Below are 12,945 nucleotides of genomic sequence, written 5' to 3'. Positions count from 1 at the left end.
CAACACATGTGCGGGATCGTGGGGCTACACCTGCGCACACCGGAGCTGTATCCGCGGCTGGGCGAACTGCTGGCCGCCATGCTGGGCGAGATGTCCGACCGCGGCGCCGATTCGGCCGGTATCGCGGTCTACGGCGACCCTGAGTGGTCGCCGTACGGTCAGGGCTGCGTCTCGGTCACCGATATTGCCGGCAAGCCCGATCTGGGACCGGATGTCGATGTGGTGCAGGTGGATTCGACCTACCTGCTGTCGGCGGACATGGATTCCGAGGAGCTGCTGGGCCTGGTACGCGCCGCCTACCCGACGGCACTGATCTCCGGGTTCGGTCCCGATCTGGCGGTACTGAAAGGGGTCGGCCATCCCCGTGCCCTGACCGAGGCGTGGGGCCTGACCAAGGCTCAGGGCTGGCAGGGTGTCGGGCACACGCGGATGGCGACCGAATCGGCCGTGACCCCGTCGGGCTGCCATCCCTACACCGTCGGTCCCGGTCAGTGCCTGGTACACAACGGATCTTTCGCCAACCACGCCACCATCCGCCGCGAGCTGCGCCGGGCCGGGGTGGCGTTCGACAGCGAGAACGACACCGAGGTGGGCGCCCGGTTCGTGGCCGAGCAGCTGGCCGCCGGGCGAGACGTGGCCACCGCATTGAAGGAACTGTGCGCCACTTTCGACGGCTTCTACACCCTGCTGGTCTCCGACCACGACTCGTTCGCGGTGGTGCGCGACGCCATCGCGTGCAAGCCCGCGGTGATCGCCGAAACCGCCGACTGGGTGGCGATGGCCAGCGAGTACCGGGCGCTGGCCGGGCTGCCCGGCGTCGAGCAGGCACGTATTTGGGAACCGGAACCGGAGGTGGTCTACGCATGGACACGTTGATTGGGTTTGATTTGCGCACGACGCCTTTGCGCGATGTCAACGCCGCACTGCATCAGCCGGGCGTCGAGGGCGAGTACGTCATCGCCCACCCCGACGGCGCCCACAATGTGGCCGTCGGCCTCAACGCCCCCATACGCGTGACGGTCGAAGGCCACGTCGGCTACTACGCCGCCGGGATGAACCAGCTCGCCGAGGTCACCATCGACGGCAACGCCGGGACCGGGGTGGCCGAGAACATGATGAGCGGCACGGTGCGGGTCACCGGCAACGCCTCGCAATCGGCAGGGGCCACCGCACACGGCGGGCTGCTGGTCGTCGAAGGGGACGCCGCGGCACGCTGCGGCATCTCGATGAAGGGGGTGGACATCGTGGTGGGCGGCAACATCGGCCACATGAGCGCGTTCATGGCCCAGGCCGGGCGGCTCGTGGTGCGCGGCGACGCCGGGGAGGCGCTGGGCGACTCGATCTACGAGGCCCGCATCTACGTGCGGGGCGAGGTGGCGTCGCTGGGAGCCGACTGCATCGCCAAGCCGATGCGGCCCGAGCACCATGCCGAGCTCGCGGAGTTGTTGGCCGCCAGCGGCTTCGGCGACGACGACACCGCCGCCTACACCCGCTACGGCTCGGCCCGAAACCTCTACCACTTCCACGTCGACAATGCGAGTGAGTACTGATGCGCGAATCCGCCACCTTCGATCGCTCCACGATCGCCGACATCCAACGAGCCGCTGAAACCGGCATTTACGACATCCGCGGCTGGGGCGCCAAGCGCCGCCTGCCGCACTTCGACGACCTGCTGTTCCTGGGCGCGTCGATGTCGCGCTACCCGCTGGAGGGTTACCGGGAACGCTGCGGCACCGACGTGGTGCTCGGTGACCGGCACGCCAAACACCCGCTCCACCTGGATATCCCGGTCACCATCGCCGGCATGAGCTTCGGTGCGCTGTCCGGGCCGGCCAAGGAGGCCCTGGGCCGCGGGGCCAGTGAGGCGGGCACCTCGACCACGACCGGTGACGGCGGCATGACACCCGAGGAACGCGGCCAGAGCAAGCACCTGGTGTACCAGTACCTGCCGTCGCGCTACGGGATGAATCCCGACGACCTGCGCAAGGCCGACGCCATCGAGGTGGTGCTCGGCCAGGGCGCGAAGCCGGGAGGCGGTGGAATGCTGTTGGGCCAGAAGATCTCTCCGCGGGTGGCGCAGATGCGCACGCTGCCCGAGGGGATCGACCAGCGCAGCGCCTGCCGGCACCCGGATTGGACGGGCCCCGACGACCTGACCATCAAGATCAACGAACTGCGGGAGATCACCGACTGGGAGAAGCCGATCTACGTCAAGGTCGGCGCCACCCGCACGTACTACGACGTGAAGCTGGCCGTGCACGCCGGCGCTGACGTAGTAGTGGTCGACGGGATGCAGGGCGGTACGGCCGCCACCCAGGAGGTGTTCATCGAACACGTCGGCATCCCCACCCTGGCCGCGGTGCCGCAGGCCGTGCAGGCTCTCCAAGAGCTCGGGGTGCACCGGAAGGTGCAGCTGATCGTGTCCGGCGGCATCCGCACCGGAGCCGACGTGGCCAAGGCGCTGGCCCTGGGCGCCGACGCCGTCGCGATCGGCACCGCCGCCCTGATCGCGCTGGGCGACAACCACCCTCGCTACGCCGCGGAGTACGAGAAGCTCGGCAGCGCCGCCGGTTTCTACGACGACTTCCAGGACGGGCGCGATCCGGCAGGCATCACCACGCAGGACCCCGAACTGGCGGCGCGGTTCGATCCGATGGAAGGTGGGCGGCGGCTGGCGAATTACCTGCGGGTGCTGACCATGGAGGCCCAAACCATCGCGCGGGCCTGCGGCAAGGCACACGTGTGCCACCTTGAGCCCGAGGACCTGGTCGCGGTCACCATCGAAGCCGCGGCGATGGCCCGGGTTCCGCTGGCCGGCACGAACTGGATCCCAGGCCTATGAGCACGGCAGACGTGGTCATCGTCGGCGGAGGGCTGGAAGGCGTCGCGGCGGCGTGGGCGTTGAGCCAGCGCGGGGTCACCGATGTGACTCTGCTGGAACGCAACACCGTCGGCGCCGGGATGACCGGGAAATCCAGCGGGATCGTGCGCTGCCACTACGGGGTCAGCTCGCTGGCCGCCATGGCGACGGTCGGCCTCGAGGTCTTCGAGAACGCCCAGCAGACCTTCGGCGACGACATCGGGTTCCGGCAGACCGGCTATGTCGTCGGCGTCGGCGAACCCAACGTCGAGAACCTCCGCAAGAGCCTGGCCGCCCAACGCGAGGTCGGCGTGCAGACCGAGGAGATCGACGCTTCCGAGGTGGCCAAGCTCTGGCCATGGGCCGACCTGGAACCGTTCGCGGCGTTCGGCTGGGAGGCCCGCGGCGGGTACGGCGACGCCTACCAGACCGCTCAGGCCTTCGCGCTCTCGGCCAGGGCCGCCGGGGTCCGAATCATGCAGGGCGCCAACGTGACCGGGCTGAAGCTCGACGGAGGCCGGGTCACCGGCGCCGAACTGGCCGACGGCACAAGGATTTCAGCGGGCACCGTCGTCGTCGCCACCGGGGTGTGGACCAGGCCTTTCCTGCTGCCCTACGGCGTCGACGTACCCATCCGGGTGCACCGGGAACAGATCGTGACGATCAAGCCCGGCGTGGAGACCGGCCCCGTGCCGGTGTTCTCAGACCTGGTCTCGCTGCAGTACATCCGGCCCGAACTGAGCGGCGAGCTACTGTTCGGAAACTCCGACCTGGCCGAGTTGGAACCCGCCGACCCGGACGGCTACCTGAACCGGGCCACCGACGACTTCATCGACCTGACCGTCGACAAGGTCGGCACCCGATTCCCCGGCTTCCCCGACGCGGCGATCAGCGGCAGCTACGCCGGCTGTTACGACGTCACCCCGGACTGGAACCCCGTCATCTCCACCACCGGCATCGACGGCCTACTGGTAGCGGCCGGATTCAGCGGGCACGGGTTCAAGATCGCCCCGGCGGTCGGCAAGTTGGTCGCCGATCTGGTGACCGAGGGACACAGCCGCGACCCGCGGATACCCGAGACGGATTTCCGGCTCGCCCGGTTCGCAGAGGACAATTTGCTCACCAGCCGGTATCCGTACGTCGGTGCCGGGGAGATGCGATAGATCAGGAGTGTCGTGAGCGACCAGCCTCTGCTGCGTAATTCCGGCACGGCCCGCGAGCGCGATCCGCACGAACCCGTCGAGGAGCTCGAATTCGAGGCGGCCATCGGGCGCAACGTCCGGCAACTGCGCCAACAGCACGGGCTCACCGTCGCCGACATGGCCGCCCGGGTGGGCATCTCCAAGGCCATGCTGTCCAAGATCGAAAACGCCCAGACCTCGTGCAGCCTGTCCACCCTGGCCCTGCTCGCCAAGGGCCTCGACGTTCCGGTGACCAGCCTGTTCCGCGGCGCCGACGTCGAACGTCCGGCGGCCTACGTCAAAGCCGGCACCGGCCCGGAGATCGTGCGCAACGGCACCAAACAGGGCCACGAGTACCAGTTGCTCAGCTCGCTGCGCGGTGAGCACAAGCGGCTGGAATGCCTGCACGTCACGCTGACCGAGAAGAGCCAGACCTACCCGCTGTTCCAGCACCCCGGCACCGAGTTCCTCTACATGCTCGAAGGCGTCATGGACTACAGCCACAGCCGCTCCGTGTACCGGCTGCAGCCCGGCGACTCCCTACAGATCGACGGTGAAGGCGCTCACGGGCCGGTGGATCTGATCGAACTGCCGATCCGGTTCCTGTCGGTGATCGCCTTCCCCGACTCGCAGGTATAACGCCCTATCCGGACACCTTCTGCTCATACTGCGTAAACCTCGGGTCGATACTTCTGAACTCCGACCGGGGCGGCAAAGGAGACAGATGAGCAGCACCAAGGCCGGCGCGGCCACCATCAGCCTGCGCGAGGCAGTCGAGATGGACACCACCAAGGCCATCGAGCTGTGGCTGGAAATCGAATCCGATCCGACCGAGCGCGAGCGCCAGATCGCGGCCTTGTCCGCCGACGCCAGGGCCAAACTCGGCGGGCTGCTCGACGCCCACACCGGCCCCGAGCTGTTGACGACCATCGACGCCCACCTGGCGGCGAAGGTACTCAAGGCAGCACCAGTCGAAGCCGCGGCCGGAGTCGTCAGCACGCTCGACGCCCCGCACGCCGCCGAGATCCTGCGGCGGTTCGACAATCCCAGACGCGATTCGCTGCTGGACGCCATGGTTATCGACCGGGCCCGGATGCTGCGCGGTGTGCTGTCGTGGCCGGAGGACTCGGTGGCGGCCCACATGCAGCCCGATGCGCTGACCGTGGCACCGACATCGACCGTGGCCCAAGCCGTCGACCAGATCAGGGAGCACGCCGCCGGCCGCCCGCACGGTTCAGCCGGGGCCTACGTCTACGTCGTCGGTCCCGAGGGCATTCTCCTCGGGGCAGTACGGCTGCGCGCGCTGGTGCTGACGCCCGCCGATCGGCCGGTCGAGGCGTTGATGGACGACCCGGTCACCGTCGCACCGCTGACGGACGTCGAGGACGCCGCCATGACGCTCATCGACCATCAGCTCGATGAGCTACCGGTGGTAGACGCCGAGAACCGGCTGCTGGGCGTGCTCACCGAGGATGACGCCGTGCAAGTCGCCGAACAGGAGGCCACCGAGGATGCCGAGCGCCAGGGCGGATCCGCGCCGCTCGAGGTGCCCTACCTTCAGGCCTCTCCTTGGCTGCTGTGGCGCAAACGCATCGTCTGGCTACTGGTGCTCTTCGCTGCCGAGGCCTACACCGGAACGGTACTGCGGGCGTTCGAAGAAGAGATGGAAGCCGTTGTGGCCCTGGCCTTTTTCATCCCGCTGCTGATCGGTACGGGCGGTAACACCGGCACCCAGATCACCACCACGTTGGTCCGGGCCATGGGCACCGGACAGGTCCGGTTCCGCGACGTGCCCGCCATCGTCACCAAGGAGATGTCCACCGGCGCGCTGATCGCCATCGCCATGGCTGCCGCGGCATTGGTGCGTTCTTGGACGCTGGGTGTCGGGCCGCAGGTCACCCTGACCGTGTGTCTGACGGTCGCCGCGATCGTGATGTGGGCCTCGCTGGTGTCGTCGGTGCTGCCGCTGGTCTTGAAGAAGATGAAGGTCGACCCGGCGGTGGTGTCGGCCCCGATGATCGCGACGATCGTCGACGGCACCGGCCTGATGATCTATTTCTGGATCGCCCACCTCACATTGCCGCAGTTGGCGGGTTTATAGGGCGGCGCTCACTCGTAGATGCCGACGATCCGCTGCGGACCGTGATGGTTGTGCCAGCCGGGCTTCATCCCCGGGGCCGGGGTGGCGTAGGTATCCGGGCTGAACTGGTTGCCCGGGCCGTGCGGCTCTTGCGCGGCGGCCGTGCCCGCCAGGCCGAGCGCGACGGCGCCGAAGACGCCCGCGGACAGGATGGGCAGGGCCAGGGCCTTGGTGAACTTCGTCATGATCTGAAATCCTTTGTCTCAGTGTATGTTTCGGTTTCTTCGGCGGCCTGTTCGGCCACTGAGACAAGAATGCGATCTCCGGCGCCCCGGGTCTGTCCGGCAATCAGGCGATCAACCTGATGAAGATGTGTTCCCCCGATCGGGGGAAGTGCACGTCATCGGCGGGTTTTGGCCTGCGATTCGCGCGGAGTACAGTTGAGCGCGTGCAGCGGGTGCTCCTTCTCGGACGCCGCGACGGGGTCTGACCAGACCGGCTTCCCGTCGCGGGTTTTGCGATGCGCCGGTCGAGTCCCCCACTCAAACTCCCGGAGCAAACATGACCAGCCCAGACGCCTACACGTCCGTACGCACCATCACCACTCCTGCCGGCGCTCCCAATCCCGGCCAGCCCGCATGGAACACCCAGCGCGGCTCAGCGATGCCGGTAAGCCGGTACCGCAGCTTCGCCGAAGAGGTCGAAGATGTCCGGCTGCCCGACCGCACCTGGCCCGACAGGGTCATCGACAAGGCGCCGATGTGGTGCGCCGTCGACCTGCGTGACGGCAACCAGGCCCTGATCGATCCCATGAGCCCGGCCCGCAAGCGCCGCATGTTCGACCTGCTGGTGCGGATGGGCTACAAGGAGATCGAGGTCGGCTTCCCGTCAGCCAGCCAGACCGACTTCGACTTCGTCCGCGAGATCATCGAGCAGGGCGCGATCCCCGACGACGTGACCATCCAGGTGCTGACCCAGTGCCGGCCGGAGCTGATCGAGCGCACCTTCGAAGCCTGCGCGGGCGCACCCCAGGTGATCGTGCACTTCTACAACTCGACGTCGATCCTGCAGCGCCGCGTGGTGTTCCGGGCCGACCGCGACGCGGTCAAGAAGATCGCCACCGACGGCGCCACGATGTGCGTCGAGGAAGCGAAGAAGTACCCGCAGACCCGGTGGCGCTTCGAGTACTCCCCCGAGTCCTACACCGGCACCGAGCTGGAGTACGCGGTCGAGGTGTGCAACGCGGTGGCCGACATCGTCAAGCCCACGCCGCAGTGGCCGCTGATCGTCAACCTGCCCGCCACCGTCGAGATGGCCACCCCGAACGTGTACGCCGACTCGATCGAGTGGATGAACCGGCACTTGACCCCGCGGGATTCGATCATCCTGAGCCTGCACCCGCACAACGACCGCGGAACCGGTGTCGCCGCAGCCGAATTGGGCTACCAGGCCGGTGCCGACCGGATCGAGGGCTGCCTGTTCGGCAACGGTGAGCGCACCGGCAACGTCTGCCTGGTGACGCTGGGGCTGAACATGTTCAGTCGCGGCGTCGACCCGCAGATCGACTTCTCCAACATCGACGAGATCCGTCGCACCGTCGAATACTGCAACCAGCTGCCCGTGCACGAACGTCATCCCTACGGCGGTGACCTGGTCTACACCGCGTTCTCCGGCAGCCACCAGGACGCCATCAACAAGGGCCTGGACCAGATGAAGTTCGACGCCGACGAGGCTGACGTCGATGTCGACGATCTCCTGTGGCAGGTTCCCTACCTGCCGATCGACCCCAAGGACGTCGGCCGCACCTACGAGGCCGTGATCCGGGTGAACTCGCAGTCCGGCAAGGGCGGCGTGGCCTACATCATGAAGGCCGACCACGGCCTGTCGCTGCCGCGCCGGCTGCAGATCGAGTTCAGCCAGGCCATCCAGCAGATCACCGATGGTGAGGGCGGCGAGGTGTCGCCCAAGGAGATCTGGGACGCGTTCTCCGAGGAGTACCTGGCCCCGATCACCCCGTTGGAGCGGATCCGCCAGAAAGTGGTCGCCTCCGAGGTGGACGGCGGCACCGACACCATCACCGCGATCGTCAAGATCGACGGTGAGGAGCGCGAGATCGTCGGCGCGGGCAACGGACCGCTGGCGGCGTTCGTCGACGCTCTCGGCGCCATCGGCTACGACATCAACGTGCTGGACTACTCCGAGCACGCCATGTCCTCGGGTGAAGAGGCCCAGGCCGCGGCTTACGTCGAGGCGTCGATCGGCGGCAAGACGGTCTGGGGCGTCGGGATCGCCACGTCGATCACAACTGCATCACTTCGGGCCGTCGTATCTGCTGTCAACCGCGCGGCACGTGGTTAGCTGACGTCGGCGCAAAAACTGCGCCGAACGTCGACTGCGAGGAGTGACCCATGGACTGGGGTCCAACTTGGGATTTCCTGTGGCATTTCCTGATCATCTTCGCCTGGATCGCCTACCTGCTGGTCCTGTTCCAGATCCTCACGGACCTGTTCTGGCGTGATCACAAGACCTCCGGCTGGGTGAAAGCCGTATGGGTGGTCTTCCTGATCGTGTTCCCCTGGCTCACCGCGTTGATCTACCTGATCGCCCGCGGCAAGGGCATGTCGGAGCGCGCGCAGGCAGCGGCCCTGGCGGCCAAGAAGGAGACCGACGACTACATCCGCCAGGCGGCAGGGCGGTCCCCGGCACAGGAGATCGCCGACGCCAAAGCGTTGTTGGACGCCGGCACCATCACCCAGGCCGAGTTCGACGGGCTCAAGGCCAAGGCGTTGAGCTAGTCAGAACAGCGTGTACTGATCGCTTTCGGGCGCGGTGTCGATGAACTCCTCGATGCTCGCACCGCCGACGACGTGGTCCAGCAGGCCCATGAACGACGCGTCATCCAGCAGCGGCACCCCCAGCTCCACCGCCTGGTAACCCTTGCCCTGATCGGGTGCGGGCTCGTTGCAGAGGACCAGCGAGGTCTGCTGGTCCACCAGGTCGGTGTAGGCCAGCCCGGCGTGCAGAATGCGCTCGATGAGTTCCTCATGGGTGCGGGCCACCTCGGCTGACAAAGCCACCCGCATGCCCTGCACGAGCGGCCGCCCCGGCACGTAGACCCCCGGGTTGGCGTACTCGCATGGCAGCCGCGAGGCCAGCACCTTCAGCGGCCGTAGCTCGTCATGGGTGATGTGGCCGTTGGGCCAGCGGCGCCGGCTCACCTCGCGCAGCGGCAGCCAGACCTTGCGGTCACGGGCCCGGGCCAGGGTGGGCTTGAGGATCTGCGCCAGCACCAACGCGTCGTCGAGGGCATCGTGGGGCTTCATCTGGCTCACGCCCCAATGCGCGGCCAACGTCTCCAGCCGCAGGTTCTCCGTGCCCAAGGCCAGCCGCCGGGCCAACTCGACCGTGCACATCACACTGTCGACCGGCAATTCCGCGCCGACCAGCTCGGCCTCGGCCGTCAGGAAGCTGTAGTCGAAGCCCACGTTGTGGGCCACCAGGGTGCGGCCCCGCAGGATGTCACTCACCTCGTCGACGACGTCGCCGAAGGTCGGCTGGCCCTCCAACATCTCGGCCGTCAGTCCATGCACATGGGTGGGCCCGGGATCAACCCCCGGATTCAGCAAGGTGGCCACACTGCGCTCGACGTTGCCGTCGTCTCCGACGGCGAGGGCGGCGACGCTGACGATACGTGCCTGCCCGGGCCGGAACCCGGTGGTTTCCACGTCGACGACGGCCCAGCCCGCGCCCGGCTCCTCGGCCGGCCTGCCCCACGCGCTGCTCATATTCGCCAGGATGGCACGTGAGCCCGACAACCTCAGGCGGCGCGGCAGCGTGTCGTGCCCCTAAAATCGCCGGAATGCTGACCCTTCGAGGGCGTGCCGCACTGGCCGCCGGATCAACCGCGCGCTGGGCGTCGCGGGTCACCGGGCGCGGCGCGGGCGCGATGATCGGCGGCCTGGTGGCGATGACGCTGGACCGCTCGATCCTGCGTCAGCTGGGCCAGGACCGCCGCACCGTCGTCGTGACCGGCACGAACGGTAAATCGACCACCACCCGGATGACCGCAGCCGCCCTGGCCACGCTCGGCCCGGTGGCCAGCAACTCCGAGGGCGCCAACATGGATGCCGGGCTGGTAGCGGCACTCGCCTCAGCGCGCGAGGCCACACTGGCCGCCCTGGAAGTCGACGAGATGCACGTCCCGCACGTGTCCGATGCGGTGAACCCGTCGGTGATCGTTCTGCTCAACCTGTCGCGCGACCAGCTCGACCGGGTCGGTGAGATCAACCACATCGAACGCACCCTGCGGACCGGCCTGGCCCGTCACCGCGACGCGGTGATCGTGGCCAACTGCGACGACGTGCTGATGACCTCGGCCGCCTACGACAGTCCCAACGTGGTGTGGGTGGCTGCCGGCGGCAGTTGGTCGGGCGACTCCGTCAGCTGCCCGCGGTCCGGCGAGATCATCGAGCGCAACGGGCGCGACTGGCACTCGACCGGGAGCGACTTCAAACGGCCCAGCCCGCAGTGGTGGTTCGACGACACCCACATCTACGGGCCCGACGGCCTCACCCTGCCGATGACGCTGGCCCTGCCGGGTGCGGTCAACCGCGGCAACGCCACCCAGGCCGTCGCGGCAGCCGTGGCGCTGGGCGCTGACCCCGCCGCCGCGGTGGCCGCCGTCTCCGGCGTCGACGAGGTGGCCGGGCGCTACCGCACGGTGCAGATCGGCTCGCACACCGCCCGGATCCTGCTGGCCAAGAACCCGGCCGGCTGGCAAGAGGCCTTGTCCATGGTGGACAAGCACGGTGCGGGCGTGGTCATCTCCGTCAACGGGCAGGTGCCCGATGGCGAGGACCTGTCGTGGCTGTGGGATGTCCGCTTCGAGCACTTTGACGACACTGTCGTGGTCGCCGCCGGCGAGCGCGGAACGGATCTGGCCGTGCGGCTCGGCTATGCGGGCGTCGAGCATTCCCTGGTGCACGACACCCTCGCCGCGATCGACAGCTGCCCGCCCGGGCACGTCGAGGTGATCGCCAACTACACGGCCTTCCTGCAACTGAATCGGAGGCTGTCGTGACGGTGCAGATCGGGCTCGTGCTGCCCGACGTGATGGGTACCTACGGCGACAGCGGCAATGCCGTGGTGCTGCAGCAGCGATTGCGGTTGCGCGGCATCGACGCCGAGATCGTGGAGATCACGCTGTCCGATCCGGTGCCCGACTCACTGGACCTCTACACGCTCGGCGGCGCCGAAGATTACGCGCAGCGGCTGGCGACCAAGCACCTGATCCGCTATCCCGGCCTGCAGCAAGCGGTTTCGCGAGGTGCGCCGGTGCTGGCGATCTGCGCGGCGATCCAGGTGCTCGGCCATTGGTACGAGACCTCGGCCGGGGAACGCGTGGAGGGAGTCGGGCTGCTCGACGTCACCACCTCCCCGCAGCAGGCTCGCACCATCGGTGAGGTCGCGTCGAGGCCGCTCCTGGAGGGGCTGTCCCAGCCGCTGACCGGGTTCGAGAACCACCGCGGCGGAACGGTTCTGGGCCCGGACGCCAGGCCACTGGCCGCCGTCACCAAGGGTGCGGGCAACCGGGCGGGCGACGGCTACGACGGCGCGGTGCAGGGCAGCGTGGTGGCCACCTACCTGCACGGCCCGTGCCTGGCTCGCAATCCGGAACTGGCCGATCATCTGCTGTCCCAGGTGGTTGGTGAGCTGCCGCCGCTGGAACTGCCGGAGGTGGAACTGCTGCGCCGCGAACGGTTGGCCGCCCCGCGCCGGGTGTAGGGCCGCGATATCAGGCTTCGGCGGCGAAAGGGTCCGCAGCGGCGGCGATCTTGGCCGCGGCGTCAGCGAGAATCGGCTCGCCATGGCCGAATCCGGCGATCTGGGCGCCCGTGGCGGCAAGCTTGGCCACCGACTCGGCGAGCTCGGCGCGGTCGGTGTTGAAGACCCCGAAGATCACCTGGCCGTTGAACTCGGCGACCACGTCACCGGTGAGCACGGTATCGGCCGCCGGCAGATAGAGCGCGATGCTGCCGGGGGTGTGGCCGGGCACTCCGATCACCCGGGCCCCGCCGGCGAAATCCAACACGTCACCGTCGCTCACCACCGCGTCCACCCGGCAGGCCGGGCCGTGCGGCGACGCGTCGAAATCCGGGCGGAGCGTCCGCTCCGAGTCGGTCAGCACCGGCAACGGTCCCGGTTCGCACCCACGGACGAACTCCGCGTCCCCCTTGCCTGCGACGACTTCCACGTCGGACCAGTCGGCGATCTCGGCGGCCGCACCGCAGTGGTCTTCGTGAAAATGGGTGAGCACTATGCGCTTGACGTGAATCCGTCGCAGGCGCAGTTCGGCGAGCGCATCGGCGATCAACTCCGCGCTGTCGGGCCAGCCGGTGTCGATCAGCGTCACGCCGTCGGGCTCGGTCCACAGGTAGCTGTTGAGCAGATGAGCCTGGCCGCCGGGGATCCGCAGTCGATACAGCGAGGGCGCCATCAGGAGTAGATCGGGCATGACACGACGCTAGTGGCTCCCGACGGGAACCCCGCCACGGCTTTCGCGACAGATCATCGCGGCGTGTCCGCGAACCAGACAAAATTGTTACCTGTGTAAAACCTATGATTGCCGACGCGAATCCAGCGAAGTCGTGATCCAGGCCCCCATGAGTCCGATAGTCGCTTCCCTCACATCACTGCCGCAAATTGCCGTGCGTCACGTCCAACCAAAGCTACCGGCCAGTATGGACCATTCCGTGGACCATTAATCAGCCGACGGGCAAACTGCTGACAGCCCCCGCCACATTGGTGCCGACCCCTGGTTGACG

General features: G+C 67.9%; 13 protein-coding genes. 10 read left to right on the top strand and 3 right to left on the bottom strand.

The genetic code is table 11. The features are described 5' to 3' along the window. Positions 1-6 precede the first annotated feature (6 nt). From K6L26_RS03840 to mgtE, 6 genes are all read left to right on the top strand, one after another. On the top strand, positions 7-876 hold the full coding sequence (locus tag K6L26_RS03840) for a class II glutamine amidotransferase domain-containing protein (protein WP_065062562.1): 870 nt from the start codon (positions 7-9) through the stop codon (positions 874-876). Then, positions 864-1,550 carry a GltB/FmdC/FwdC-like GXGXG domain-containing protein gene (locus K6L26_RS03835; RefSeq protein ID WP_221852695.1) on the top strand — a complete coding sequence of 229 codons (687 nt, stop codon included), beginning with the start codon at positions 864-866 and terminating at the stop codon, positions 1,548-1,550. The genes K6L26_RS03840 and K6L26_RS03835 overlap by 13 nt, the downstream gene beginning before the upstream one ends. Next, a complete protein-coding gene (locus K6L26_RS03830; protein WP_019343578.1) occupies positions 1,550-2,842 on the top strand; it encodes an FMN-binding glutamate synthase family protein in 1,293 nt (430 codons plus the stop codon). Before K6L26_RS03835 ends, K6L26_RS03830 begins: the two co-directional genes overlap by 1 nt. Continuing rightward, a complete protein-coding gene (locus K6L26_RS03825; protein WP_221852694.1) occupies positions 2,839-4,023 on the top strand; it encodes an NAD(P)/FAD-dependent oxidoreductase in 1,185 nt (394 codons plus the stop codon). The genes K6L26_RS03830 and K6L26_RS03825 overlap by 4 nt, the downstream gene beginning before the upstream one ends. A 12-nt stretch (positions 4,024-4,035) precedes the next feature. Next, the gene (locus K6L26_RS03820; protein WP_019343576.1) at positions 4,036-4,680 is read left to right on the top strand and encodes a helix-turn-helix domain-containing protein; all 645 of its coding nucleotides are present in this window, start codon (positions 4,036-4,038) and stop codon (positions 4,678-4,680) included. 85 nt (positions 4,681-4,765) lie between these two features. Then, positions 4,766-6,142, top strand: coding sequence for a magnesium transporter (gene mgtE / locus K6L26_RS03815; RefSeq protein ID WP_221852692.1), 1,377 nt, complete (start codon positions 4,766-4,768; stop codon positions 6,140-6,142). Positions 6,143-6,150: 8 nt separating this feature from the next. Here the strand turns inward: mgtE and K6L26_RS03810 are convergent, their stop codons facing one another. Further along, the gene (locus tag K6L26_RS03810; RefSeq protein ID WP_019343574.1) at positions 6,151-6,366 is read right to left on the bottom strand and encodes a hypothetical protein; all 216 of its coding nucleotides are present in this window, start codon (positions 6,364-6,366) and stop codon (positions 6,151-6,153) included. 316 nt (positions 6,367-6,682) lie between these two features. Between K6L26_RS03810 and leuA the strand changes: the two genes are divergently transcribed. Both leuA and K6L26_RS03800 read left to right on the top strand, forming a co-directional pair. Further along, on the top strand, positions 6,683-8,479 hold the full coding sequence (gene leuA, locus K6L26_RS03805; RefSeq protein WP_065062554.1) for a 2-isopropylmalate synthase: 1,797 nt from the start codon (positions 6,683-6,685) through the stop codon (positions 8,477-8,479). Between the two features lie 50 nt (positions 8,480-8,529). After that, positions 8,530-8,916, top strand: a complete 387-nt coding sequence (locus K6L26_RS03800; RefSeq protein WP_019343572.1) for an SHOCT domain-containing protein — start codon at positions 8,530-8,532, stop codon at positions 8,914-8,916. Here the strand turns inward: K6L26_RS03800 and K6L26_RS03795 are convergent, their stop codons facing one another. Continuing rightward, positions 8,917-9,906: a DEDDh family exonuclease gene (locus tag K6L26_RS03795; protein ID WP_019343571.1), complete on the bottom strand. Its 990-nt coding sequence runs from the start codon at positions 9,904-9,906 to the stop codon at positions 8,917-8,919. A gap of 74 nt (positions 9,907-9,980) precedes the next feature. Between K6L26_RS03795 and K6L26_RS03790 the strand changes: the two genes are divergently transcribed. Beyond that, positions 9,981-11,201 carry a Mur ligase family protein gene (locus tag K6L26_RS03790; protein WP_065062552.1) on the top strand — a complete coding sequence of 407 codons (1,221 nt, stop codon included), beginning with the start codon at positions 9,981-9,983 and terminating at the stop codon, positions 11,199-11,201. Then, positions 11,198-11,905: a type 1 glutamine amidotransferase gene (locus tag K6L26_RS03785; protein WP_019343569.1), complete on the top strand. Its 708-nt coding sequence runs from the start codon at positions 11,198-11,200 to the stop codon at positions 11,903-11,905. The genes K6L26_RS03790 and K6L26_RS03785 overlap by 4 nt, the downstream gene beginning before the upstream one ends. A gap of 10 nt (positions 11,906-11,915) precedes the next feature. Here the strand turns inward: K6L26_RS03785 and K6L26_RS03780 are convergent, their stop codons facing one another. Further along, positions 11,916-12,635 carry an MBL fold metallo-hydrolase gene (locus K6L26_RS03780; protein WP_019343568.1) on the bottom strand — a complete coding sequence of 240 codons (720 nt, stop codon included), beginning with the start codon at positions 12,633-12,635 and terminating at the stop codon, positions 11,916-11,918. Between the last annotated feature and the right edge of the window lie 310 nt (positions 12,636-12,945).

The sequence above is a fragment of the Mycobacterium farcinogenes genome (assembly GCF_019739075.1).
Classification (GTDB): domain Bacteria; phylum Actinomycetota; class Actinomycetes; order Mycobacteriales; family Mycobacteriaceae; genus Mycobacterium; species Mycobacterium senegalense.
Note: the sequence above shows the minus strand (reverse complement) of the source record. Positions and strands in the feature narration are given on the sequence as shown.